Raw genomic sequence first — 24,759 nt, forward strand, 5'->3', positions numbered from 1 at the left:
ACTTGTCATTGATTCGCGTTACGGAAGTTGGCGAGCATCTGTCGTGCATCGTCGTCGAGTTGCACGATTTCGACCATACCGCCAAGCGGGGGAGCTTCGAAGAACGCAAACCGGAAGTCGTTCACGCGACCGCTCTGCTTTACCCGCTCCTGCCCGCCCATGGCTTTGACCGCCGAGTCGTAGTCGTCGACGAGCATTGCAAGCCGGTGGAAACCGCCGTTCGGATTGCCATTCAGGAACTCCTCGAACGCGCTTGGACCCACGACCGGTTGCATGAGTTCGATCTGCAAGTCGCCGACGAACGCGAACGCGACCGCTTCGTAAGCTTGCGGCGTAAGCGTACCTCGGTATCTGCGCTCGTCGATTGCTGGCTTGTCAATGGTCAGCCACGGACCGATGCCGAAGGTGGTTTCGAGGTAGTCCCGAGCGGCTTCGAGGTCCGGCACGACGTAGCCGACCTGAAAGACAGCGCGCGCCTTCACTGCGCCGGCGTCGCCGCTCACGCCTGACCGTCCTGCACCGTCTCGGCTGCCGTTGCGCCGGCGTCAGATGTCGAGCAGGCGGCTATTGACTGCGGATGTCCGGGTTTGTGGTACTGCAGCAGTTCGATTGGCAGTCCGTCCGGGTCGTGCAGGTAGAAGAAGCTGAGCCCTGCGCGGGGTCCTTCGTATACGTGTTGCGGTGGGTAACGGCAGTCGACGCCCAGTTCTTGCATCCACTGGTACGCACGCTCGATGTCCTCGACTTCGAGACAAAGGTGACTTGTTCCGACGTCGGCCGCCGTGCGGTCGTAGGGACGCCCTTCCGGAGCGAGGTACTGAACGAGCTCCAGCATTCCGTGTGGCAACAGCATCGACGCGACACGCATCTGCGCGCCCGGCACGCGCACGATCCTGGACGGCCCCTCGCCTCCGAAATCTACGATGAACTCGACCTTTGCGCCGAATGCTTCTTGGTAGAAGCGCACGCTGCGGTCCAAGTCGGTGACCGTAACGCCATGATGATGCAGCCCGTACGCCACGAGCGTGGGCTGACTGATGCTGGCTTCGGTGCCAGAGTCCGTCATGTCGTGCTCCTCTTCTCGCTGCTAGTCGCCTTCTGCGCCCGGTGACCGGGCATGATATTTGATAACGGTTCGGTGTAAGCGGTGTAGCGCGCCGCCGGGCATTCAGCGCAGCTCGGCGGTGCGCATACCCGTGCGCGGGCCCCACAGCGCGTTGTGAGCCATGCATTCGTTGTTTGCCAGGTGCACGTCGAGCGCACTAGCCGCAGCTGCAGGATCGCCCTTGCGGAACTCCTCCACGAGCAGCTGGTGCGCTTCCCGCCGCCTGTCGTGCTCCTGCGGATCGGGGTCAAGACGCCTGAACCCGATACGTATGTACCGTTCGCTAGCCCGCCATAACAGCCTGAGAATGCGGGTGTCCCAGACAGAAGCGGCCGGGGCGATCAGGGCGAGGTGAAAAGCTCGGTGGTCATCATAGATGTCATCCATGCTTCGTTCGGCGCGTCCCAGCTCAGCTGCGACCTGGTGCAAGCGGTCGAGTTCGCGCTTATTGAGGGAGGACACCGAACGTCGCGCGAGGTCAGGCTCGAGCATGCGACGCACCCGGTAGATAGAGTGGAACTCATCGAGATCCAGAGGGGCCACGGTCGCGCCGCGTCCTGGGGGGTTGACCACTAATCCTTCGGATTCGAGAACCTTCAAGGCGTCTCTCACGGGTATGAAGCTGACGCCTAGTTGGTCCGCGATCTTGCGCAGTGCGAGGCCCTCTCCCGGCTCCAGCGCGCCGGACAGAATGTTCCGACGCAGCTCCTCGACGACCTGGGTAGATACCGAACGGGCTTCGATGGGGCGCACCCTAGCTCCTCAAGCTGGACGGGAAAGTTCGTGGCACTGGCCACTCACCTTGTTGAGGTTATCAAAAAGCACACTCGCTCAAACCGCGCGGGTCGCCCCGCCGAACCGCGGGCCTGCCCCAAATCGGCAGCATCCGCGCGACGAAGGCGTGACGGCTCAGGTCGCGGCGCCCTCTGCGTTCTCGCGACGCAGCCCGAGCGTGCGCCGGATCGCAGCGAACCTACTGGTAGGGGATCGTTGAAACTGGGCCAGCGCTACCGCGACGAGCAATGCAACGCCGTTGAAGAGATCCGGGATCCAGTTGGGCAACCCAGCAAGCTGCAACCCCTTGACCCCCGTTGCCAACACATACGACGCGGCCACAGTGCCCCACACGTTCATGCGCCCGTCCCGGAATTGTGTCGACCCGAACAGCGCCGCCGAGATCGCAGGCAGCGCGCAACCCGGGCCGATCGTGGGATCACCGGTGGACAACTGAGCACTGTTGAGCACGCCAGCCATGGCGGCGATGACCGTGCATGCCACTGCGCTGAGCAGAATGACCAGGGAGGTCCGCACGCCAGCCAACCTCGCAGCCTCGATGTCGGCTCCCGTCGCATATACGCGGCGCCCGGCAGACGTGCGCTCCATGGCGTACCCAGACGACGACGGCTACTCCTGCCAGCACGAACACCGGGATCTGCAGCCCTAGGAACTGACCCGAGCCCAGCTTGTTGAATGATGACGGCAGAGCCAAGATTTGCTGGTCGTGCGAGACCCATTCGATCGCAGCAAGGAGTATCGAGCTGACGCCAAGGGTTGCAATGAACGATTGAATACGCAGCCGGACGATCAGGAACCAATTCAGCACGCCCACCAGGGCGCCGGCTAGCAGCGTCACGACGATGGCGAACACCGGCGACAAGTCGCCCGACACCAGCAACCAGGCCACCACGATCGCACCTAGCCCGACCTCGCCGCCTGCCGCAAGATCGAACACTCCTGCTGCTAGTGCCGGGACCAGGCCTACCGCGACCAAGCACGTGATGGACTGCCCGGACACGAGTGCCCGCCACACGCCTGAGGTCAGAAAGGTTTCAGGAACCGACAACGCGAACAGGACGAGCATGACTACGAACAGATAGACCGCGCTGACGTTACGGAACGACAGGCTGCGCAGCAGTTTCGTTCGCTGCGACGGCGGCTGCCAGAAGCTCGTCGTAGTTAACTCAACCGTGTCGGTGGTTGTCGCAGCTGGGTCGAAGCCCGCTGGCGGCCCGGCACCTGCGGCCTGCGTCGTCGACGAAACGATCGGCTGATCCACATAGTCTCCTTGACCGGGGCGGCCGTGATGTTCAGTCGCGCAAGTCACGCCTGTTCCTGCCTTCCGCTCACTTGTCCGGCCACTGCCGTGACCGGTTCGAGCCCAAGCTCCGCACGGGCTAGCCGCTCCTCGGTCAGCGCGGCACGAGAGAGTTCGCCGCTTACGCGACCAGCGTCGAGAGCAAGGGCGATCACACAGCGACACCAGCTCTTTCGTGTCCGAGGAACACACGAGCACCGCTGCACCCGCCCGCGCCGCGTCGACGATCAAGTCGTAAATCGTTGCTTTCGCGCCGACGTCCACTCCCTGGGTCGGCTCGTCCAGCAGGAGAACGCGAGGCCGAGTGCGAAGCCACCACCGGGCCAGCAGCACCTTCTGCTGATTGCCACCACTCAGCAGTTTCAGCGGCTGTTCGGGGTCCGGTGGTCGCATGGCAGCGGCGTCGGCCCACCGGCGGGTCTCGTCCCGCTCCGCCCGGGCATCGAGGCGACCGAACCGCCGCCGGAACACTGTTCGCTTTGATCGACTCTCCGGCGACGTGGACGCTGCCCCGCGTACGGCAGGTCGCACCGAAAGTGAGAGACGCAACCTCTTCCCGGCCGGAACCAAGCACACCGCTCACACCCACTATCTCGCCGGGACGCAACGTTAGATCGAGGTCTCGAACGCGCGGACCGCACAAACTGCTGACCGCGAGCACTGGCCCCGAAGAACTCGCCGGACTGTGCACGTCCGTATCGGCGACCGCACGGCCAGCGATCAGCCGCACCAGCGAGTCGTGGTCCAAGCGATCAGTGGGCTCGTCGGCCACTACTCGGCCATCGCGAAGGGCGACGACACGGTCACTCAAACTGAGCACCTCATCGATGCGGTGGGAGATGAACACCACGCCGGCGCCCGCACCAGCAACCGCACGCGCAGCTTTGAACAACGTTTCGACCTCGTTCTCCTGAAACGCCGTAGTCGGTTCATCTAGAACGAGAACGTTGTCGGGTCGCTGCCAACCGTCCAACGCACGCGCAATCGCGACGATGGCTCGCTCAGCGGCCAAAAGCTGCCCTAGCGGCACTGTGGGGTCAAACTGTCCGCCAAATCGGGCGATGAGCTCCGCCGCGTGGCGTCGCCCCGCGCTGGGCGGCACCGGAGCCAGATCGCGCCCGGCGCGTGCCCGCCCGCCCGGAGTGAGAGACAGGTTCTCCACCGTGTTGAGCAGATTGACGACGCCAAGGTCTTGATGAATGAAAGGTAACTCGACCTGAGGACTAGGCACGCCCGCTCCAGCGGACGCGCAGCCGAGTTCGATCGTTGCCCCCTCGTCCGGCTCGTACACCCCGGCCAGAATCTTGACCAGCATCGACTTCCCCGATCCGTTATGGCCAACGATCGCGACGATCTCGCCACTTCGAACGTCTAGGTCAATGCCGTCGAGAGCCGTCAACCCCGGAAACGACTTGGACAGTCCCCGCACGCGGAGCAAGGTGCTCGCATTCCGCGGGTCCGAGGCGACGCCGGCTGCCGTCGAAGCACCACCTCGTGGCACCCAGACGAGGCTGTCCGCTGCCGGAGGGATCAGGTGAGCACACGCCACGTCGGCAGCCTTTCGGTGGAGGTCTGAGACCCGCAGATTGCGAGACCGTTTCCAACGATGTGACCACGACCACGCTAGCAAAGATATGTGATAACGACCATACTTCGGCGACGCGGCTGCATCCAGCGCCCCTCGACGAAGAGACATCCCATGACCGACGGCCCCCAACCCCATAGACCGTGTCCGACACCCCCGACCCCGAACGCGGCGGCGGCTCGCCATCGCAGCGCTGAGCGTGGTCCTCATCTGAGCTGCCGTGTCGGCATGCAGCTCATCAGGTGACGGCACCAAGGGCGCGAGCGGCACCAACTCGCCAGGGAAGTCGAACGAGCAGGGCGTGAACCTGACCGCAGCCAGGGCCGCGATCGCGCCATACCTGGACAAGCCGAGCCCGTTTCCAGCCGACCAACCGCTTAGCAAGCCACTCCCGGCCGGAACGACAATCGCCTATATCGCACCAAATACCCCAACAAGCACTATTGGTCTTCAGTCGGCCCCAAACGGCCGCCAACGCCATGGGCGCCGGGTTCTTCTCCGTGAAGGCTGGTACGACTGCGTCTCAAGCGCAGCAGGCAGCGCAGACAGTCCTAGCGAGGAAGCCCGCAGCAGTCATCGTCGGCGGCGTGCCGCTGTCGTTCTTCGGCAGCACGCTGAACTCACTCGCCAATGCCGGTATCAAGGTCGTCTCTGGTGCCACCGCAACCGACACCAAACCCTTCGGTGTCAGCTTCAACTATCGCGGCGCTGACGCATTCGCCCAGGCCTGCCGCTTGATGACCGACTGGGTGATCGTGAACAAAGGAGCGAAGGCAAACGCCGTCTTCTACAGCATCCCGGCATGAGATTCTCCAAGGCCATGCAGGACGTCTTCGACAGCGAGATGCGAATGAACTGCTCGTCGTGTACCCGTGACGTGGCGATCAACATCGCCACTCTGGGCACGACAGCCCCCTGACACCGTCGTGAGTGATCTGCAGTCACACCCCAACACGAACACCGCGGTGTTCCTCACCGACGAGATCGCTGCTGGACTGCCCACGGCGTTGAGTCCGGCCGGGATTCACGGCATCACCACCATGGGATACGCCCCATCACCCCAGCAGCTGCAGTACATCAAAGACGGACAAATTAGCGGCGGGCTGGCTCGACATCTCGGTCGTGAACTGGGCAATCATGGACGCCGCTGCCCGTCTCATCCTTGGACAAGAACCGACTGCCCTTGAAACGCAAGGGTCCGGTCCGACGCAGCTTCTCACGAAGGACAACCTCACCGCCTCGGCGCAAAGCGATGGGTGGACCGGCTACCCGGATTACCAGTCTCGCTTCACGAAGCTGTGGCATCCAGCCGACTAACCACTCCCGGCAAGCGGATGGACCTTGCGAAGCATCCGCAGATCAGCTTTGATATGTGATAACACTAAGGAGCACCATGACACCGACCACAGCATCGACAGGGCTGGAACTTCCTGCAGCGACGGACGGGTTATCCGACGAGGTATTCGCGGCAATCGAAGCCCGGGTTCTCTGGCTGGCGACGGCGATCGTCGATCACGCCAACCACGCCCGACCCAACCCGACGGGGCTCAAGGTCGGTGGCCACCAGGCCCCCAGCGCCTCGATGGTCACGGTCATGACCTCCCTCTGGTTTAGCCAGCTGCAGCCGGACGACCGCGTGTCGGTCAAACCGCACGCGTCGCCGGTGCTGCACGCCATCAACTATCTCTTGGGCGAGCTGGACCAGAGTTACCTGCCTACATTGCGGCAGTTCGCCGGGTTGCAGTCCTACCCAAGCCGCACGAAAGACCCCGATCCTGTGGGTTGCTCGACAGGGTCAGTTGGTATTGGGGCCACCGCCCCAATCTGGGGTGCGCTCGCGCGCCGCTACGTCGACACCCACTTCGCGCAGACCACTTCTGCTCCCTGGGCGGGCACCGGGCGGCAGTACTCGCTCCTGGGTGACGCCGAGTTGGACGAAGGGGCCTGTTCGGAAGCCATCCTCGACCCGATGGTGACCGAGTTCGGCGAGGTGGTCTGGATCGTTGACCTGAACCGACAATCCCTCGACCGCGTGGTTCCAGACATCGGCGCGAACCGGCTGCAAGGCATGTTTACCGCCGCTGGTTGGCGGGTCATCTCAGTCAAGTACGGCGCAGTGCTGCAAGAGCTGTCCACCCGCAATGGAGGTGCGGAGCTGCGCGACCGCATCGACACGATGTCTAACCCGGAATATCAGCGGTTGCTCCGCTGCGACGCCGGGCAACTACGCGCGCGCCTGCCTGGCCAGGGCCGTGACGCCGCAAGTATCAGTGCGTTGCTCGACACGCTCGACGATAAGACGCTGCTCAGTGCAGTCCGGAACCTCGGCGGTCACGATCACCGCGCCCTAGCCGACGCTTTCGCCGGCATCGACGACACCCGCCCGCCGGTGATCTTCGCCTACCCCGTGAAAGGCTACGGGCTCGCTACCGAAGAACATCCGCAAAACCACTCGGCCCTCCTCAGCCCGGACCAACTTTCCCTCCTCGCCGACCGCGTCGGGACCTCAGTCGACGACCCTTGGGCAACGTTTTCGCCGGATTCCGCGGAAGCGCGATGGTGCCAGCTCACGCACGAGCGCCTGCGCCGCCAACCGACCGAGTCGGTCACGCCGCCTCCGGTGCCCACTGACCTCGGACGTACGCCAACCGGAATAGGCAGCACGCAAGCAGCCCTCGGGCGCACTTTGCTCGACCTGAACCGCGCCGTTCCGGCCGTCGGCGAGCGCAACGTCGCCCTCAGCCCCGACGTCACCTCCAGTACCAACCTCGCCGGCGGGGTCAACAAAGTCGGCGTCTGGTCCGCTGTGGCACGCGACGACTGGTTCTCAGACTACGGAGAAACCTTCCTTCACCGGCGCGAACAGTCCTCAGGTCGACACATCGAACTCGGCATCGCCGAAACGAACCTCGTCGGCGCCCTCGGCGAACTGGGGACTACCTGGAGCCGGTGGGGTCAACCGCTGCTTCCCATCGGCGTGGTCTACGACCCGTTCGTGGAACGAGCGCTCGAACCATGGTCGTTCGGCACGTACGCAGGAGGGCAGTCGATTCTGGTCGGCACTCCGTCCGGGGTATCCCTCGCGCCCGAAGGCGGCGCACACCAATCCATCAAGACACCCTCCATTGGCCTGGAACAACCAGGCTGCGTCACCTGCGAACCAGCCTCCGCCCTCGACACCGGGTGGATGCTGCTGGAAAGCATCGCCAAACTCGGCCGCCCAGGAGGTACGTCGGCCTACCTGAGGCTGTCTACCCGCCCGATCGATCAAAGCCCTGCCAACATACCTGACGAGCCTGATGCCCGAGAGCGCCGCCGACGCCACGCAGTCGCGGGCGGCTACCTATTGCGCCGCGCCACCTCACCAGCAGTGACGATCTGTGTCGTCGGCGCAATGACCCCGCAAGCGGTCGAGGCAGCCGAACGCCTCGAATCGCTCGGGTACCTCGCCGACGTCGTTTGCGTCACGCGCCCGGACCTTCTCTTCCGCGGTCTGCAGGCACGCCGTGGCGTCTCCGAGGCAGCCGAATGGATCTTGACCTCGATACTGCCAGCCGACCGAGCCCGGCCGATGGTGACCGTCCTTGACGGACACCCGCACACGCTTGCCTTCCTCGCGACGGTGAACAACGTGCCAGCGACACACCTCGGCGTAAGCGGATTCGGCCAGTCTGGCGACCTGGACAGCGTGTCCCGCTACCACGGGATCGACACCAGTTCGATCGTCGGCGCGGCGCTCGACCTATTGGACTAGGCACACCGGAACCCGTAGCCAGCGTCCCGCAGCACACAGACCATGACAGACACCACTCAGAAACGGGGATTCGGCACCACAGCCCGCTCGATCGATCCATCGCCCGAAACCGACACCACGATCCGGCCAACAATCCGAGGAGGAAACATGCCCGCTCCGAAGCTCGCCCACGTCGTGTTCCGTACCAGCCAAGGCAAAGCGATGTCGGACTGGTACTGCGACGTACTCGACGGCCACGTCGTCTACGGTGATGAAGGCCTGACCTTCATCACCTTCGACGACGAGCACCACCGAGTAGCCCTGCTCCACCCGCCGATCGAAACCGTGCCGCAGCCGCCGGCGACCGCGTCGATGCACCACACCGCGTACACCTTCGACAACATCGACGACCTTCTCGACCGCTACACCACCCTCAAGGCGAAGAAGATCGAACCCGCAGTGTGCATCGCCCACGGCGTCACCACTTCCATGTACTACCGCGACCCGGACGGGCACTTCGTCGAGATGCAGATCGACAACTTCGCCACCCCGGACGAGGCCACCGCGTACATGAACGAGCCCGAATACGCCGGTGATTCGGTCGGCCCGGCATTCGACCCGAAGAAGCTCCTCGAAGAGCGCCAGGCGGGCGTACCGCTGGAGAAGCTGACGGACCGGTCCTGGGCCATCGCGCAGGGTCTGCCCGACCCCCTGGACGTGCTCCTCGGATGAGCACACAGGCAACTACCGGGCCGGCGCCATCGATCGACGTCACCGGCTGCCTCATCTGCAGTCTCGATGAAGCACCGGCCGACGCGAGAGTGTTTTCCGACCCACTGTGGGCTGCCGAGGTCGTACCCGGGTATGAAGTGCCCGGCTGGTTCTTCCTCAGAGCACGCCGGCACGCCGAACTGATCAGCGGACTCGACGACGACGAACTGCACACGCTGGCCCCTCGAGCGCAGGACCTCACTGAGGCCGTCCGCGAAGCGACCGGCGCCGAAGCCGTCTACTTCATGTCCTTCGGCGAGAGCTACCGCCACTACCACGCACTCATCACCGCCCGTGGCGCCGACGTCCTCCCCACGTCCCGCGGAGGTTTCATCGTCGGCGCGCTTGCCGATGGGAAAGACCGCGACGCCGCCCTCGCGCTGGTACCCACCGTCAGGCGGGCGTACGCCCGACTAGCTGCGGCGCGCGAACAACGAACGAAGACCGCTGCTTCAGCCTGACCCCGGCCGGGCCGCCCGCGAGCCGGCCCGAGTGCTGCCACTCAACGATCAGAAGGAGCTTCCAAATGCGTCTGGCCAACCTGAACGGCCGTGCCGTGCTGTGCATCGGCGGTCAAGACGGCGGCCCCGCCGCCTACGACATCGCCAAGGCTTCGGACGGTCAGTTCGGTCCGGACCTTCCGTGGGTATACGAACGCTGGGAAGCGTTTCGCACCTGGGCCGACACCTTCGAACCATCTGGTGCCGGCGAGACGATCGACCGGAGCCGACTTGGCGCCCCCTCCCCCGCGCCGCGACAGGCCCTCGGCATCGGTCTCAACTACGCCGACCACGCAGCAGAATCCGGCCTCGGAACCAACGACGGCCTCCCGCCCGTCTTCGCGAAATTCGCGAGCAGCATCTCCGGCCCTTACGTCACGGTCGACTTGCCTGCGGCCGGACATACCGACTGGGAGGTGGAACTTGTCGTCGTCATTGGGACTACTACTCGACGCGTCGCCGAAGCCGACGCATGGGACTACGTCGCAGGGTTGACCGTCGGTCAAGACCTGTCCGAACGTATTGGTCAGATGCAGGGCGTCGCGCCCCAGTTCGGGTTAGCCAAGTCCCATCGCGGGTTTGGCCCGACCGGGCCGTGGGTTATCACGGTCGATGAACTCGAAGCCAACGGTTGCTCCCGTGACGACCTCGCTCTTGGCTGCGCTATCGACGGCGATACGGTGCAGGACAACCGGACTGGCAACCTGATCTTTCCGGTCGCCAGGCTGATCTCTGAGCTATCTTCAATCTTGACGCTGTACCCGGGCGACCTCATCTTCACCGGCACGCCCGCCGGCGTCGGCCTTGGCTGCAGCCCGCAGCGTTTTCTCCGCCCCGGCGAACGCCTGCGCAGCTGGATCGAAGGCGTCGGTGAAATCGAACAAGATTTCATCGACGCTTCCAACTCGACCGAGAATGCCGACGATGCGGCGACGGTCGGTGCGCGGTGACTGACAAACAGCTAGCGGTCATCGTCGGCAGCGTCCGGCCAGGCCGAATCGGACCCGCCTTCGCTCGCTGGTTCGCCGACCGGGCCCGAGCGCACGGCGGCTTCGAAGTGGTCGTGCACGACTTGGCCGAGATCAATCTGCCCTTCCACAACGAGCGAGCGCACCCCAAAACCGGCCTGTACGAGCACGCCCACACTCGCGCCTGGAGCGACGCCGTCGCGGCAGCCGACGCATTCGTCATGGTGACGCCGGAATACAACTACGGCTACAGCGCCGCGCTGAAGAACGCGATCGACTACCTCAACCGCGAGTGGGCCGACAAACCAGTGGGCTTCCTCAGTTACGGCGGCATCGGGGCCGGCACCCGAGCCATACAGCAGCTGAAGCAAGTCGTCACCACCCTGCGCATGATCCCGGTGTTCGAGGCCGTCAACATCCCGTTCGCTGCCAGCCGGCTCGACGAGCACGGCAACGTCAAGCCCGACGCCGAGCGTGACCTCGCAGCCAGCGCGATGCTCGACGAGCTTGCCCGGGTCACAGACAAAATGCGTCCAGCCCTCGCTCCGAACACGGCGGTGACCGGATGAAGCTCATCGCCCTAGAAGAACACGCCTTCCCTCGGTCAGTCATCGACGCCGCCGGCCTCGACCTCGGCCGCCGCGCCGCCCGATTCGTCGACGACCTCGACGACCTCGACGGCCACCGGCTCAAGATCATGGACGCTCACGGGATTGACATGCAGGTGCTGTCCGCGGGCGTCGGCGGCGTGCTCCAAGCCCTTCCCGCGGACGAGGCGGTCCGCCACTGCCGCGCCCTCAACGACGCCCTCACCGCAGCCACAAGCCGCCACCCGGACCGCTACCGCGCCTTCGCGACGCTGCCAATGTCCGACCCGGTAGCGGCGGCGCGCGAGTTCGAACGAGCGGTTCGAGACGACGGCCACGTCGGCGCCATGATTCACGGCCAAACCAACGGAACGTTCCTCGACGACACCTCGGTCGAACCGGTGCTGGCGGCCGCCGAAGTCCTAGGCGTCCCGATCTACCTGCACCCATCACTACCGCCGAAAACAGTTCAGACGGCATACTTCGGTGATTTGGATCCCGACCTTGGCGCGGTGCTGGCCGGCTCTGGATGGGGATGGCACGCCGAATGCGGCATGCACGTGCTCCGCATGGCAACGACCGGAGTCTTCACACGACACCCTGACTTGCAGCTCATCGTTGGCCACATGGGCGAGAACCTCCCATTCTCGCTCGCCCGCGCCGACACCATGATCGGGCCGGTGCTCGGCTGGCGGCCGGGCCAATTGGCTAACACGGTCACGAGCCACGTCCACATCACGACGTGCGGCTACACCACGACTCCCCCACTGCTGTGCACGGTCCAAGTGTTCGGTGCAGACCGGATGTTGTTCTCCGTCGACTACCCGTTCAGTGACACAGGACCTGCCGTCGAGTTCCTGCGCGACGCGCCGATCAGCGAGCCTGACCGCAACAAGATCGCCTATGCCAACGCCGCCCGACTGCTTCGGCTGTCATGACCGAGACTGGACTCTCCCCAACGATGGACCTACGCGAGCGTGTCATCATCGTCACCGGCGCCGCGCAAGGGATTGGCGCAGCAATTGCCACCGCACTGGCCGCACGCGGCGCAACCATCGCCATCGGCGACCTCCAGCCAGCCGACCAAATCGTCGAGAAAATCAGCACTGCCGGCGGTCGCGCCAGCAGCGGACATTGCGATGTGACAAGCGCCGAATCGGTAGCCCAGTTCGTCAACGACACCGCCACGCGACACGGCACGATCACCGGTCTGGTCAACAACGCGGCCCTGTTCTCCGCAATCAAACCCACTCGATTCGAAGACTTCGACGGCTCGATCTATCGGGCGGCGTACGACGTCAACGTGGTCGGCACGATCGGGATGATCACCGCCGTTACACCGATCATGCGCAACAACGGATACGGAAAGATCGTCAACATCGGATCCAGTTCGGTGCTGAAGGGTTCCACCATGCTGCTGCCGTACGTGGTGTCCAAAGGAGCCGTCCACGCCATCGCCCGCGCGCTCGCACGCGAACTCGGGCCCGACGGTATCCGCATCAACACCGTCACACCCGGGCTCACCCTTAGTGACGGCGTACACAACGCCGGCAACGTCAGCGCCGAACGCATTACCGACGACATGCGTACCCGGGCGCTGGCGCGCGAACAAACTCCCGAAGACGTCACCGGTGCGGTGGCGTTCCTGCAATCTGCTGACAGCGACTTCATGACCGGACAGTTGGTCAACGTCGACGGCGGATCCCAGCTCCACTGACCTTCGTCCACCAACCGCATCCCTTCCATTCCTAGTCGTGCCCAGACCAGACGCAGATAAGGCAGAAACCATGCCGTCCACGATCACGAACAACGCGCCCGTGACCAACCAGATCGACCCCGTCGACCACTACATCGCCGGACGTTGGCAGTCCAGCCCAGACCGCTTCGCCACCACGAATCCACTCGACGACAGCGTCGTCGCACATATAGCGGCCGGAGGTCCTGACGAGGCACGCGCCGCAGTCGATGCGGCAGCCCAAGCCTTCCCGGCCTGGGCGTCGATGCTCCCGGTAGAACGGCAACGCTTGTTCTTGCACGCCGCTGATCTCGTCGAAGCCCGAACTGAGCAGATCGTCCGCATCCTCGCTGTCGAGGCAGGTACTAGCACCGCCTTCGCGAAGTTTCAGATCGCCTGGTCCGCCAACCTTCTCCGGCAAGCCGCCGGATGGGGCTACCTGCCCTACGGCGACTTGCTGCCGAGCGACACCCCGGGCCGGTTCGCGATGGCTATGCGGAAGCCGTTGGGAGTCGTCGCCGGATTCACGCCCTGGAACGGCGCCTTCAACCTGGCCTGGCGCACGATCGTGCTTCCGCTCGCGTTCGGCAACACGGTCCTCATCAAACCGTCCGAAGAGGCGCCGATTTCCGCCGGGCTGTTGCACGCGCAGATCCTGCACGACGCGGGATTCCCGGCAGGCGTCGTCAACGTCGTTACCCACGCACCTGGGCAGGCCGCGCCTCTCGCCGACGTGTTCTTCGAATCGCCGGCCGTCCGATGCATCAACTTCACCGGCTCAGCGACTACCGCCCGGATGTTGGCGGCAAAGGCAGGAGCTGCGCTCAAGCCGATCGTCCTGGAACTGGGCGGCTACAACCCGCTGGTCATTCTCGACGACGCCGATCTTGACCAGGCCGTCGACGCTACGGTGTTCGGGGCCTTCTTCCATCAGGGTCAGATCTGCATGAACACTCGCAAGGTCTACATCGACGCACAACTCCACGATGAGTATTTGGTGCGGCTTGCCGCCAAAACGGATGCCCTCGTGCGCGGGAACCCCCTGGACCCGGAGGTGATCATCGGTCCGCTCATCAACGACCGCGCGGTAACCCAGATGGAGACTCGTATCCAGGACGCTGTCGACAAGGGCGCCCGCGTGATCTCCGGCAACCAGCGTGACCAGCGAGTATTCGCGCCCACCGTGCTCGCCGACGTACCGCCCACCGCTGTCGCCACCATCGGTCAGGAAGAAACCTTCGGACCGCTGCTCGTCGTCGAGGCCGTCGACAGCGTTGAACAGGCAGTGAGCCGCGCCCAAGCTGTCCCCTACGGCTTGAGCGCCGCCATCGTCACCGGCGACGAAGAACGCGGTCTCGACCTGGCGCGACGCTTCGACGCTGGAATCGTCCACGTCAACAGCTCGACCATGGCCGGCGAGCCGGCATTACCAAACGGCGGCGTGAAAGACAGCGGCTGGGGCCGTTCCGGCCACTACGCGATCGAGGATTTCACAGAGATCCGTCTAGTGACTACCACCCACGGGCCGGCGAAGTACCCGTTCTGACGATGACCTTATCCACAGCGCCGTGAGCACACCCCTCCTCTGGACGTGGGTCATGACTAACGCGCCCAACACACCTCGGCATGATCCGATCCCACCAACGTCGGTGGCGATCGTTGGCGGTGGCCCCGCTGGCCTCGCGATAGCTGTCAAGCTTGGTCTGCGAGGCGTCGAGTGTGTCGTGATCGAGCCTCGATCCGACATCAGCCGGTTGCAACCACGGGCCAAGACCCTCAACGTCCGCACCCTCCAGCGTTTCCGCCGCTGGGGAATCGTCGACCGCGTTCGCGCAGCTCTCACCCGACTGGTCGCAAGACATCTCCTTCCGGACGAAATTCCTCGGGCCGGAGATAACCCGCTTCTCTGACGCGTTCGGCTTGGCACGCAATGACGTCTCGCCCGAGACGGGCCAACAGATGCCCAGTACCTGCTTGAGGAAGTCCTCCGCCAAAGCCATCGCCACGCGGCTCACCCGGGTCCGTCCCCACGGCCGCCGTCCCTCAATCGACAACGCCATCCCGGCGATAACCGCGGAGGTTGCGGGGGCACGGCACATTTGTCTCGTGTTCGTCGCAGCGGTCAGGGGGGTCAGCGGGCGAGAACCGTTCGTTGTTGCAGTTCGCTGTGCATCTGCGCGATCAGGGGCACGACGGTGGGCTTGAGCCGGCGGCTCAGGACGACCTCGGTCGAGCTGCGTTCCACGCCGTCGCTGGCGATGATGAGTTGCAGGACCCGCTCGAGGTCGGCGTTGTCCTTCGCGACGACCTGGCAGAGCAGGTCGGCGTTGCCGGCGACCGCGTTGACCTCGACGACTTCCGGGATGTCGGCCAGTGCCACCACCGTGCGCTCGAGCATTCCCTGCGCGAGTTGCAGCCGGACGTAGGCCAGGCCGGCGTAGCCCATCGCCGCGGGATCGATCTGCGGCCGCCAGCTCACGAGGACCCCGGAGCGCTGGAGTTTGTCCACCCGCGCCTGCAACGTCGCCCGCGCGACGCCGAGGCGTCGCGCGTACTCGCGGACCCCCGCGCGCGGCTCCTCGGCGATCAGCCGCAGGACGTCGAGATCCAGAGCTTCCAACGTCGCTGACATCTCGGACTGCCTTCCCGGCCGGCAAACGATTCCTGGTGGACTGAAGAGATAGCCGTGGCTACCCGAGGGCGAGGTTGAGCGCGTCGGCGATCATGCCGACGCCCGCCGGTGTCGCTTCGGGCGACAGCCAGGCCATATGCGGTGTCAGCACGGTGTTCGGCAGGTCGAAAGCCGGGTGTCCGGCCGGGACCGGCTCTTCGTCGAAGACGTCGAGCGCGGCACCGGCGAGGTGCCCGTCCTGCAGCGCAGCCCGCAGCGCGGCCAGGTCCACGAGCTCGCCGCGGCTCGTGTTGACCAGATACGAACCCCGCTTCATCCGGCGCAGCTCGCCGGCGCCGATCAAGCCGCGAGTCCGCTCGGTGAGCGGGACGTGGAGGGTGAGCACGTCCACCTCCGCCAGCAGATCCGGCAGGGATTCGCGGGGTTCGCCACCCAGCGCGACAATCGTTTCACGAGGCGTGCGAGGAGCGTGCACGGCGACGGTCATGCCGAGTCCCCGCGCTCGCCCGAGCACGAGCCGGCCGGTGCCACCCAGCCCGACGATGCCCAGCCGGCTCCCGGTGATCCTCCGCGCACCGAGTGCCGAGGTGTCCCAGCGACCGCTGCGCACCTGCCGCTCGCCGGCGGGAATCGCCCGCAGGAGGGACGCGGCCATGGCGATCGTGTGGTCGGCGACCTCCACCGTGCAGTACCCGGCGATGGTGGTCACCGGGACACCGCGCCGGTCCGCGGCGCGCACCGGCAGGTGGTCGTCGCCGATGGCAGCGGCGACGAGCACCCGGAGGTCCGGCACCTGCCGCAAGTCCTCTTCGGTCATCCGCACGGGTGGCGCGACGACAAGACCGTGGATCCCCCGTCCGCGCGGCAACGTCCGGGCGCCGCTCACGGTGATACCGGACGCCAAGGCGGGGGCCAGCCCGTCCACCAGCATCTCCGCCGATCGGGAAACGACGACCACGCGGGGCCGGGGGCCGGACGTGGTCACGGCGGAGCGGGTGTCATCGACACCGACTTTGGGGACCACCATAGAGTCGTTTCCTCCGGCCGTTGCGGAACGTCCTGTGCGCCAGAGCTATTACGCCTGATGAAACGCCATATGTCATCGTGTACGCTCACGGAATGAACCCGGTGCAGGGTGCATCATCTTGGGAATTTCACAAGGCGGCTCGGTGGTGACCGTTCCGGCCCGCGAGAACGGCCGGGTCTGGGTGCTCTGCCACCGCCTCATCGCGAGGCTGAGCGAGGTGTCGCCGGCCATCACCGCGGCCATCCGTGTCGCGGAGCCGAGTTATCTGGTCACACCGGAAGCCGAGCACAACACGGATGTGTACGAACACCTGCTGCGCCTGCTCCGATCGCTCGCCGACGAACGCGACTCGGACGCCGGTGACGTGGACCGCGCAGTCGCGGCCGGTCGCCAGCGCGCGGCGCAGGGAATTCCGGTCCAGGCCATGATCGGCGCATGGCAGATCGCCAACCGGGAGATCTGGGAGCTGCTGCGGTCGGAGGCGGGTACCGAACGGGGCGTGCTCGCGGACATCGGCGCGCGGATCTTCACCATCATGCATCTCATCAGCACGACCGCGGCCGAAGCGCACGGCGAAGTGAGCCGCACGCTCCACGCCGACCAGATCACCTTGTCGCACCGCTTCGTCGCCATGTTGCGGGCAGCCGAGATCGACGACGAGACCCGGCAGATCGCCGCGTCGATCGGGTTCGATCCCGACGGGTGGTTCATCGCGCTCTCGTCGCACCTCTCCGAGCGCGACGATCCGAGCCTGTCGTCGGTGCGCGAAGGGCTCGGCGCCGGTATCGGGACCGCCGTCGCGGTCGTGAACTCGCGCACGCTCGTTGTCGTCGCGCAGTCGCCGCGTCCCGACGAGCTGGTCGACGCCGTGGCCCGGTTGCGTCCCGATGCGCCGCTTGCCGTCGGGCATCGGCGAGCCGGGCTCGTGGGCGCGATGCGAAGCATTCACGACGCACACTGCGTGCTGTCCACACTGGACGGAGCAGCGCCCCCGGTCGTGCGTCGCTTCGAGGAAACCTGGCTGCAAGCGACCCTCGTCACCAGCCAAGACGATCTGGAGATCCTCGTGCGCGACCGGCTGGAAACCGTCCGCGCAAACCGCCATCTCGCGGAAGCCGTGGTCGCCTTCGCCGAAAACGACCTGTCCGCCACGTCGGCGGCCCGCGCGATGCGCCTGCACGCGAACACGACCGCCTATCGCCTCAACCGCTGGCAGGAGCTGACCGGCTGGAACCCCAAGACCTTTTCGGGCCTGGCCACCTCACTGCTGGCCTGCTGGCTGGCGGCGAAGCCGGACGCCGAGGAGACGGAGCACCGGGCGTCCTAATCGGAATAGTCCGGTGCGATACGGCCGACGAGCCGCAGCAGTGCGGACCACGCCAGCTGCAGGGACTGGTCGTCCTGGTAGTCGTCGTCGGCCGTCCCTTCGAACTGGGCGGCCGTTCGTTCGCACACTTCCGGCGACGGAACCGAGAGCTGGGCACCGCCGCTCATCGCGTCGAGCTGGATCTGGCAAGCGCGTTCCAGGTAGAACATGCGCAGAAAGGCCTCTGCCGGTGTCGAGCCGACGGTCAGCAGCCCGTGATTGCGCAGGATCATCGACGGGTGCCTGCCGAGGTCGGCGGTCAGGCGCTGCTGTTCGGCCCGGTTGAGCGCGATCCCCTCGTAGTCGTGGTAGCCGACGCGGTTGTAGAACTCCATCGAAATCTGGTTGAGCGGCAGTAACCCGGCCTGCTGCGCGGCCACCGCGCACCCCGCTCGCGAGTGGGTGTGCAACACACAAGCGGCGTCCATGCGGCTCGCGTGGATCGCACTGTGGATCACGAAACCCGCCGGGTTGACCGCATACTGCGTCGGCCGGACAGTGTGCCCGTCGAGGCCCACGACCACGAGGTTCGACGCGGTGATCTCTTCGAACATCAACCCGTAGGGATTGATCAGGAAATGATGGTCCGGACCGGGCAGCCGGGCGGAAATGTGCGTGAAGACGAGATCGGTCATCCGGTAGTGCGCAACCAGCCGGTAGACCGCGGCGAGTTCGCACCGCAGCTCCCATTCGGCCGAATCGTGATCGGGCTTCGCTGACGTGCCGCCGGTCGCGGCGAGCGCCGGACGTGACATGGCTGTCTCCTCACGCAGAGCATCTCGCGGACCCGTTGAGGGTCGAGCGCCTGTGGTTCGTTCCATTACGTCATATCCAAGGGGAGGTTGTCTTCGTAGCGTGCCACCGAATACTGCCACGCCGCAGGCCATCCGATTGTGAATTACCCCAACGCAGTCCGCCCGTCGCGGCACGTTTTGCCCCGGCGCTCGCGGACGGCCTAGCCTGAGGCGGCCGGGGCCGAACGGGGAGTTCGATGTACAAGCCACAGCGCTTGCCGACCTTCCAAGCCGTGCACCGGACTCGATCGTTCGCGATCGCCGCACGGGAACTGGACTACACCGCCTCGGCCGTATCGCAGCAGATCGCCGCGCTGGAGGAGAGCACCGGCCTGGTGCTGTTCGAACGCGAGGCGCGCGACCGCGACCGCGGCCGCGCACCGCTTCGCCGAACTGACCAGCCGATTGCTTGCCAGTGCCGAAGAAGTCGACTACGAGGTTCGCCGGCTCGCCCTCGGCTCGATGCCGGCCTGGTCTACGAGTATGGGCTCTGCCCTCGCCGGTGGCCGGAGGACATCAGCCGGAAGCCACTGCTGCGCGAGGACCTGCTCCTGTTGCGGCCGGCCGAGCACGACGAGCCGGTCCGCCTGGCCGACGCGCTCTGGATCACCAGCAGGGCGGACACGGCGGGGGCGCAGTCGCTGTCGCGGTTGTGTGCCGCTGCCGGGTTCAGCCCGACGATTGCCTTCCGCAGCAACAACTACGACGTCGTCCGCGAGCTCGTCGTCGCCACCGGGGCGGTCGCCGTGGTCCCGGCGCTCGCCCAGGTTCCCGACGAGCGGGTCAAGGCCGTGCCGCCGACACAGGAATCGGCGCACCGGACGGTGTTCGTGGCTCACCGGACCGGGAGTTCGAACCTGATGCTCGACGAGTTCCTGACCTCGGCGCACCGGTCGTTGCCCTCGGGTACCGATCATCTGACACCGCTGTCGTGAGCCGCGCCCCGATGGCCGGTCCGTCGAAGACATCCGCGGGAAGCAGGCCGTGCTGTCCAGCGACAAACACCATCGCCGGGCCCTTGAGTGAGGACGTCCGATTCCTGCGCTCCCCCAAGGAGGTCCCATGTGTTCCGGGAGCACCCGGCTGTGGCATCCGTTCGCCAACATGGCCGAAGTCAAGGACGATCTCTTCACTGTGGACCGCGCCGAGGGCGTCTGGGTCCACGACCGCGCGGGAAGGCCGTATCTCGACGCCACCGCAGGACTCTGGTACTGCAACGTGGGCCACGGCCGGGCGGAGATCGTCGACGCGGTCACGGCGCAGCTGCGACGGCTCGATTCGTACCCCGTCTTCAACGATTTCACCAACGAACCCGCCGAGCAGCTCGCGCGACGGCTCTCCGAGCTGGCCCCGATGGCAGACGCGAAGATCTTCCTCACCTCCGGTGGCGGCGATTCCGTCGACACGGCGGCCAAGCTCGCGCGGCGCTACTGGGCGCGCCGGGGAATGCCCGGACGGACGCACATCCTCAGCCGGCGGCACTCCTACCACGGGACGCACGGCTTCGGCACGAGCATCGCGGGAATCGACACCAACCGCGAGGGTTACGGTGCACTGCTCGCGGAAACGACCCGGGTGGCACACGACGACGCCGACGACCTGCGCGCGGCGATCGATCGTCTCGGCGCCGAAAACGTCGCGGCGTTCTTCTGCGAACCGGTGATCGGCGCGGGCGGCGTGCGGCCGCCCCGGCCCGGTTACCTCGAAGCGGTCGCGAAGATCTGCGCGGAGCACGAAATCCTGCTCGTCGCCGATTCGGTGATCGGCGGGTTCGGCAGGCTCGGCGGCTGGTTCGGGGTGGAACGCTGGCAGTGGGAGCCCGACATGATCCTCTTCGCCAAGGGGGTGACCAGCGGGTACCTCCCGCTCGGCGGGGTCGCGGTCGCGGGCCGGGTGGCCGAGGTGTTCTGGGCCGGAAGGGGCGACCGCTTCCCGCACGGCCCGACGTATGCGGGCCATCCCACCGTCGCGGCCGCCGCGCTGGCCAATCTCGACCTCATGGCGCAGGAGAAGCTGTTGGCCAGGGCCGACGCACTCGAAACGCCGCTGTACCAGGCTTTGCTCCGGGTCCGGGACCATCCCGCCGTCGCGGAGGTGCGCGGCGGCGTCGGCGTGCTCGCCGCGGTGGAGCTGAAAGCCGAGGTGCTCGCGGCGAACCCGGATGCGGTGCCGCGGGTCCACCGCGCGGCACGCGAGCGTGGCGTCATCGTCCGTCCGTTGGGTGCCTCGCTGGCGGTCTCGCCGCCGCTGACGGTGACGCCGGAGGAAATCGATCTGATCGGCAGCGCCCTCGCGGAAGCGTTGATCGCGGTGCTCGGCTGACGACCGAAGCCGGCCGGAACGGGCGGGCCCGTTCCGGCCGGCTCACAGCCTCGTGCCGGAGCCGCGAAGGTAGACGGTTTTGCTCGTCGTGAAGAACTCCCGCGCCGCGCGTCCCTGTTCCCTGGGACCGAACCCGCTGTGCTTCGCCCCGCCGAACGGCACGTGCGGTTCGGCCCCGGCGGTCTCGGAGTTGATGTGCAGCACACCGACCTCGAGCTGTTCGATCGCCGAGGTGACGGCGCGCAGGTTGTCGGTGAAGAGCGCGGCGGACAGTCCGAAGGCACTGTCGTTGACCAGCTCCAGCGCCTCCTGGTCGTCGCGTGCCCGGCGGACGGTCAGCACCGGGCCGAACACCTCCTCACGCCACAAGACGCTCTCACCGGTCACCTCCACGACCGTCGGAGGCAGAAACGCGCCGGTACGTCGCATTTCGTCGGTGTACCGGCGGGCACCGGTGAGCACCCGGACGGATTCGCGTTCGGTACTCGCGTCGACCACAGCCTGGATCTCATCGCGCGCACTGGTCGTCACGACCGGTCCCATGAGGACGTCCGGCAGCAACGGGTCGCCCACCCGGAGGCCCTCGGCGCCCGCGACGAGCGCGGTGAGGAACTCGTCGGCCACCGCGTCGGTCACGATCAGCCGGGACGTGGCGGTGCATTTCTGACCGGCCGACCGGAACGCCCCGGCCAGCACCTCGTCGACCGCGAGGTCGAGATCGGCGTCCGCCAGGACCGCGGCGGCGTTCTTGCCGCCCAGCTCGGTCTGGACGGGCCGCATGAGCCGCCCGCACGTCTCGATCAGCCGCCGGCCCACCGAGGTCGAGCCGGTGAAGGTCACGGCGTCGACCCCCGGATGCGCCACGAGCTGTTGCCCGATGTCCCCGTCCGCGATGAGCAGGGACAGCACGCCTTCCGGCAGTCCCGCCTCGACCAGGGCTTCGGCGAGGCGAACCGCCAGGAGCGGCACCGTGCTCGCGGGCTTCCACACGACGGTGTTCCCGTAGCCCAGCGCCGGCGCGATCTTCCACGCCGGGATGGCGATGGGGAAGTTGAACGGCGTGACGACGGCGACGGTGCCCACCGGCCGGTGGATGACCTGGATCTGTTCTCCGGCCCGCGACGAAGCGAATATTTCGCCGGCAGCGCGGGATCCCTCCGAAGCGTGGTAGTGGCAGACCTCCGCCGCCCGGCGGACCTCACCGATGCCTTCGGCCAGGGTCTTGCCTTCCTCCCGTGCCAACTCGGCACCCCATTCGGCCGACCGCCGGTCCAGAATGTCGCCGGCCCGCGCGAGGATCCGCCCGCGGGCCGGATGCGGCGTGGCCGACCACGCGGGGAAGGCGGCGCGGGCGGACGCCACCGCGGCGTCGAGGTCGTCGCTGCCGGCCAACCGGCCGGTAGCGACGACCTCCTGCGGGCGCGCCGGATTGGTGTCCACAAGAGACCCGCCGGAGCCGGCGGACCACCGGCCGGACACCAGATGCCGCAGCTGCGGCACCGAATCGGCTCCGCCGGGCTCTTCCGGGACTCGCACTGTCTTGGTCACGCAGTTCCCCATCGTCGGCAGGACAGAGGTTTCGTGGTTCCCGCAGCGCCGTCCCAGGATTCTCGGACCCGGAGTTCGCATCGCTGCGGGCCCATCCTCCGCAGGTGGCTGCCGTGTCCGCACCGGCCGAATTGTCGAAACCAGGCCGTGCACCCCGGACATCCCGTCCCTTGACGAACCGGGACTGCCGCCGATCACCCGTTTTCCTGCCAGGCGACCAGGGACAGGAGCAGTTCGGCGCGGACGTGGGCCGAACCGAGGTCAACCCCGAGCAGCTGCCCGATCCGCTCCACCCGGTTGCGCAGGGTGTGCCGGTGCACGTTGAGAGCGGCCGCGGCCGCTTCCCCATGACCGTTGTGCTCGAGGAAGGCACGCAGAGTGGTCACCAGCTCGGCACCCGTTCGCCGGTCACAGTCAGCCAACGGGCGGAGCCGGCTTTCCGCGAGCACCGCGAGCACCGCGCGGGTATCCGGGTGCGTGGACAGCACCTGCCCGGCCAGCGAGCCGAACTCGACGAGCGGCACGTTCCGCCGCCGGGCGACATCGGCGGCGATGAGCGCCTGCCGTAGCGCCTCCGGTATGCCGGAAAGCGCACCCGCCGGCGCCCAGCCCACCGCCGCTCCGGCGCGGCCTTCGGTGGCCACCCGCGACGAGATCTCGCCCAGCTGCCCGGTGGCGCCGGCCGGTAACAGCACGACCGCGCACTGCTCGTGCGGGGCGACGAAGCAGGGCAGATCGTGGTCGGCCAGCAGACGGTCCACTGTCGCCGTGACCTGGTGCAGACTCACGTCCCTGATCGCGAGGATCAGTACGCCGTTGTCCGGCAGGTGCAGTCCGGCCGTGCCGAGGTGAGCCCGAGCGGTGTCCTCGTCCAGCTTCGCTTCGAGCAGCAAGGACAACAGCAGTGAGTTCACTGCTGTCTGGGCAGTACGCAGCCGACGTGGTTTTCCGCGTTCCAGGGCGAGCAACGAGACCGCGTGCCCGATGACGAGATGATCGACCGGGGTGAGGCCGCGTTCGGTCACCACGACGAGCCGGCCGTGGACCCGTCCGGCGACCCGGATCTGCTGCACGGCCACGACTCCCGGCTCTGCGGGGCGGGTGCTGCCGCCCGCCGCGGCCGCCTTGCCTGCGGCAGGCAGCTCGGCGAGTACGGCCGGCGCCAGGCCGGCCGCGGACGGCGGGTGGGCGGCCACGACTGCCTTTCCGGCGTCGAGCAGGAACACCTGTGATTCCGTGGCCACCGCGAGCTCGCGCACCACCGCGGGCGCCCCGCCACGCAGTGCGGCCCTGGTCATCCGGGGTTGTGCCGACGACGCACGGACCACGCCCTGGTATTCCTGCTCGGCAAGCCGCTCGATCACCGCTTTGGCGACCGCGATGAACGGTGTCGGCAACGGCACTTCCAGCAGCGGCAGCCCCACCTCGTCGGCCGCGTCCACCAGCTCGCGCGGAACCCGCCGGAACGACAGGCCCACACCGAAGGCGAGTGCCGTCGCCCCGGCTTCGTCGAGCCGCCGCACGTAGTGCCGGCGGTCCTCCCCGCCACGCGGAAGCCGGAGACCGGTGGTGAGCACCAGCTCGCCGCCACGGATCCAGGGCAGCGGATCGGTCAGTTCGATGCTGTGCGCCCACCGGATCGGCCGGTGCAGGGCGGACCTGCCGGCCAGCACGCGCAGGCCGAGTTCCCGCTGCTCGACCAGCCACCGGACCGCGACGCCCACGCTCATCATCCGCTTCCCGTCTGGAGTTCCGGCCGGTCTCGCAGCGCCCACCCGGTGCGGCGCCACGACCGCCAAGATATATCCGCGCCCGCCGTTCGCTGTAGCGCAGCCGAGCGTGGTCGAGGTGTTACACGCGACGCCATTGGCAACCGAATACCGGTCACGTGTCTACTTCGGCGAGGAAAAACCCGGAGGTTTCTCTACCATTGGCTCAGTTTGCACGCCGAACTGTAGTCCGATTGCCGATCGCTGGGTAGCCTGCCCGAA

Annotated in this window: 23 protein-coding genes and 2 pseudogenes; 14 read left to right on the forward strand and 11 right to left on the reverse strand. The window is 66.5% G+C overall.

From position 1 onward, the window contains the following. Positions 1-5: 5 nt before the first annotated feature. The 5 genes and pseudogenes from ABD793_RS18885 to ABD793_RS18905 all read right to left on the reverse strand — a co-directional run. Complete coding sequence (locus ABD793_RS18885) at positions 6-503, reverse strand: VOC family protein (protein ID WP_344861649.1); 498 nt, start codon at positions 501-503, stop codon at positions 6-8. Next, the gene (locus ABD793_RS18890; RefSeq protein WP_344861651.1) at positions 500-1,066 is read right to left on the reverse strand and encodes a VOC family protein; all 567 of its coding nucleotides are present in this window, start codon (positions 1,064-1,066) and stop codon (positions 500-502) included. The genes ABD793_RS18885 and ABD793_RS18890 overlap by 4 nt, the downstream gene beginning before the upstream one ends. Positions 1,067-1,168: 102 nt before the next feature. Beyond that, positions 1,169-1,858 (reverse strand): GntR family transcriptional regulator, encoded by a 690-nt coding sequence (locus ABD793_RS18895; RefSeq protein WP_344861653.1) that lies wholly within the window; start codon positions 1,856-1,858, stop codon positions 1,169-1,171. A 156-nt stretch (positions 1,859-2,014) separates the two neighbouring features. Next, entirely contained in the window at positions 2,015-2,488 is a 474-nt protein-coding gene (locus ABD793_RS18900; protein ID WP_344861655.1) for an ABC transporter permease subunit, read from the reverse strand. 25 nt (positions 2,489-2,513) lie between these two features. Further along, positions 2,514-3,776, reverse strand: a pseudogene (locus ABD793_RS18905) (ABC transporter permease); the annotation flags it as partial. A gap of 109 nt (positions 3,777-3,885) precedes the next feature. Between ABD793_RS18905 and ABD793_RS18910 the strand changes: the two are divergent. Next, on the forward strand, positions 3,886-4,137 hold the full coding sequence (locus ABD793_RS18910) for a hypothetical protein (RefSeq protein ID WP_344861658.1): 252 nt from the start codon (positions 3,886-3,888) through the stop codon (positions 4,135-4,137). 42 nt (positions 4,138-4,179) lie between these two features. On the opposite strand, the pseudogene ABD793_RS42740 reads toward ABD793_RS18910, so the two are convergent. After that, positions 4,180-4,995, reverse strand: a pseudogene (locus ABD793_RS42740) (ATP-binding cassette domain-containing protein); the annotation flags it as partial. Positions 4,996-5,372: 377 nt separating this feature from the next. On the opposite strand from ABD793_RS42740, the gene ABD793_RS18915 reads away from it, so the two are divergent. From ABD793_RS18915 to ABD793_RS42745, 10 genes are all read left to right on the forward strand, one after another. After that, positions 5,373-5,591: a hypothetical protein gene (locus tag ABD793_RS18915; protein ID WP_344861660.1), complete on the forward strand. Its 219-nt coding sequence runs from the start codon at positions 5,373-5,375 to the stop codon at positions 5,589-5,591. Between the two features lie 587 nt (positions 5,592-6,178). Then, complete coding sequence (locus ABD793_RS18920) at positions 6,179-8,539, forward strand: transketolase-like TK C-terminal-containing protein (RefSeq protein ID WP_344861662.1); 2,361 nt, start codon at positions 6,179-6,181, stop codon at positions 8,537-8,539. Positions 8,540-8,686: 147 nt separating this feature from the next. Beyond that, a complete protein-coding gene (locus tag ABD793_RS18925) occupies positions 8,687-9,250 on the forward strand; it encodes a VOC family protein (RefSeq protein WP_344861664.1) in 564 nt (187 codons plus the stop codon). Further along, positions 9,247-9,750 (forward strand): HIT family protein, encoded by a 504-nt coding sequence (locus tag ABD793_RS18930; protein WP_344861666.1) that lies wholly within the window; start codon positions 9,247-9,249, stop codon positions 9,748-9,750. The genes ABD793_RS18925 and ABD793_RS18930 overlap by 4 nt, the downstream gene beginning before the upstream one ends. Positions 9,751-9,815: 65 nt before the next feature. Then, positions 9,816-10,739 carry a fumarylacetoacetate hydrolase family protein gene (locus ABD793_RS18935; RefSeq protein ID WP_344861668.1) on the forward strand — a complete coding sequence of 308 codons (924 nt, stop codon included), beginning with the start codon at positions 9,816-9,818 and terminating at the stop codon, positions 10,737-10,739. Next, positions 10,736-11,326, forward strand: a complete 591-nt coding sequence (locus tag ABD793_RS18940; RefSeq protein WP_344861670.1) for an NADPH-dependent FMN reductase — start codon at positions 10,736-10,738, stop codon at positions 11,324-11,326. Before ABD793_RS18935 ends, ABD793_RS18940 begins: the two co-directional genes overlap by 4 nt. Next, the gene (locus ABD793_RS18945; RefSeq protein WP_344861673.1) at positions 11,323-12,282 is read left to right on the forward strand and encodes an amidohydrolase family protein; all 960 of its coding nucleotides are present in this window, start codon (positions 11,323-11,325) and stop codon (positions 12,280-12,282) included. Before ABD793_RS18940 ends, ABD793_RS18945 begins: the two co-directional genes overlap by 4 nt. Before the next feature lie 23 nt (positions 12,283-12,305). Further along, on the forward strand, positions 12,306-13,061 hold the full coding sequence (locus tag ABD793_RS18950) for an SDR family NAD(P)-dependent oxidoreductase (protein WP_344861675.1): 756 nt from the start codon (positions 12,306-12,308) through the stop codon (positions 13,059-13,061). Positions 13,062-13,131: 70 nt separating this feature from the next. Further along, entirely contained in the window at positions 13,132-14,625 is a 1,494-nt protein-coding gene (locus tag ABD793_RS18955; RefSeq protein WP_344861677.1) for an aldehyde dehydrogenase family protein, read from the forward strand. A gap of 52 nt (positions 14,626-14,677) precedes the next feature. Continuing rightward, positions 14,678-14,989: an FAD-dependent monooxygenase gene (locus ABD793_RS42745; RefSeq protein ID WP_425548724.1), complete on the forward strand. Its 312-nt coding sequence runs from the start codon at positions 14,678-14,680 to the stop codon at positions 14,987-14,989. A 221-nt stretch (positions 14,990-15,210) separates the two neighbouring features. Here the strand turns inward: ABD793_RS42745 and ABD793_RS18960 are convergent, their stop codons facing one another. Further along, positions 15,211-15,711, reverse strand: coding sequence for an Lrp/AsnC family transcriptional regulator (locus tag ABD793_RS18960; RefSeq protein ID WP_344861679.1), 501 nt, complete (start codon positions 15,709-15,711; stop codon positions 15,211-15,213). Positions 15,712-15,769: 58 nt separating this feature from the next. Next, positions 15,770-16,738, reverse strand: a complete 969-nt coding sequence (locus tag ABD793_RS18965) for an NAD(P)-dependent oxidoreductase (protein ID WP_344861681.1) — start codon at positions 16,736-16,738, stop codon at positions 15,770-15,772. A 118-nt stretch (positions 16,739-16,856) separates the two neighbouring features. On the opposite strand from ABD793_RS18965, the gene ABD793_RS18970 reads away from it, so the two are divergent. Beyond that, entirely contained in the window at positions 16,857-18,065 is a 1,209-nt protein-coding gene (locus ABD793_RS18970) for an RsbRD N-terminal domain-containing protein (RefSeq protein WP_344861683.1), read from the forward strand. Here ABD793_RS18970 and ABD793_RS18975 read toward each other — a convergent pair. Continuing rightward, positions 18,062-18,859 carry a class II aldolase/adducin family protein gene (locus ABD793_RS18975; protein WP_344861685.1) on the reverse strand — a complete coding sequence of 266 codons (798 nt, stop codon included), beginning with the start codon at positions 18,857-18,859 and terminating at the stop codon, positions 18,062-18,064. The two genes, ABD793_RS18970 and ABD793_RS18975, sit on opposite strands and share 4 nt — an antisense overlap. A 236-nt stretch (positions 18,860-19,095) precedes the next feature. On the opposite strand from ABD793_RS18975, the gene ABD793_RS18980 reads away from it, so the two are divergent. Both ABD793_RS18980 and ABD793_RS18985 read left to right on the forward strand, forming a co-directional pair. Continuing rightward, positions 19,096-19,833, forward strand: a complete 738-nt coding sequence (locus ABD793_RS18980; protein ID WP_344861687.1) for a LysR family transcriptional regulator — start codon at positions 19,096-19,098, stop codon at positions 19,831-19,833. A 127-nt stretch (positions 19,834-19,960) separates the two neighbouring features. Further along, positions 19,961-21,220, forward strand: coding sequence for an aminotransferase family protein (locus ABD793_RS18985; protein WP_344861690.1), 1,260 nt, complete (start codon positions 19,961-19,963; stop codon positions 21,218-21,220). A gap of 42 nt (positions 21,221-21,262) precedes the next feature. Here the strand turns inward: ABD793_RS18985 and ABD793_RS18990 are convergent, their stop codons facing one another. Beyond that, a complete protein-coding gene (locus ABD793_RS18990) occupies positions 21,263-22,768 on the reverse strand; it encodes an aldehyde dehydrogenase family protein (protein WP_344861691.1) in 1,506 nt (501 codons plus the stop codon). A 194-nt stretch (positions 22,769-22,962) separates the two neighbouring features. Further along, complete coding sequence (locus ABD793_RS18995; protein WP_344861692.1) at positions 22,963-24,498, reverse strand: PucR family transcriptional regulator; 1,536 nt, start codon at positions 24,496-24,498, stop codon at positions 22,963-22,965. Positions 24,499-24,759 lie beyond the last annotated feature (261 nt).

It is taken from the genome of Amycolatopsis ultiminotia (assembly GCF_039536925.1).
GTDB lineage: Bacteria > Actinomycetota > Actinomycetes > Mycobacteriales > Pseudonocardiaceae > Amycolatopsis > Amycolatopsis ultiminotia.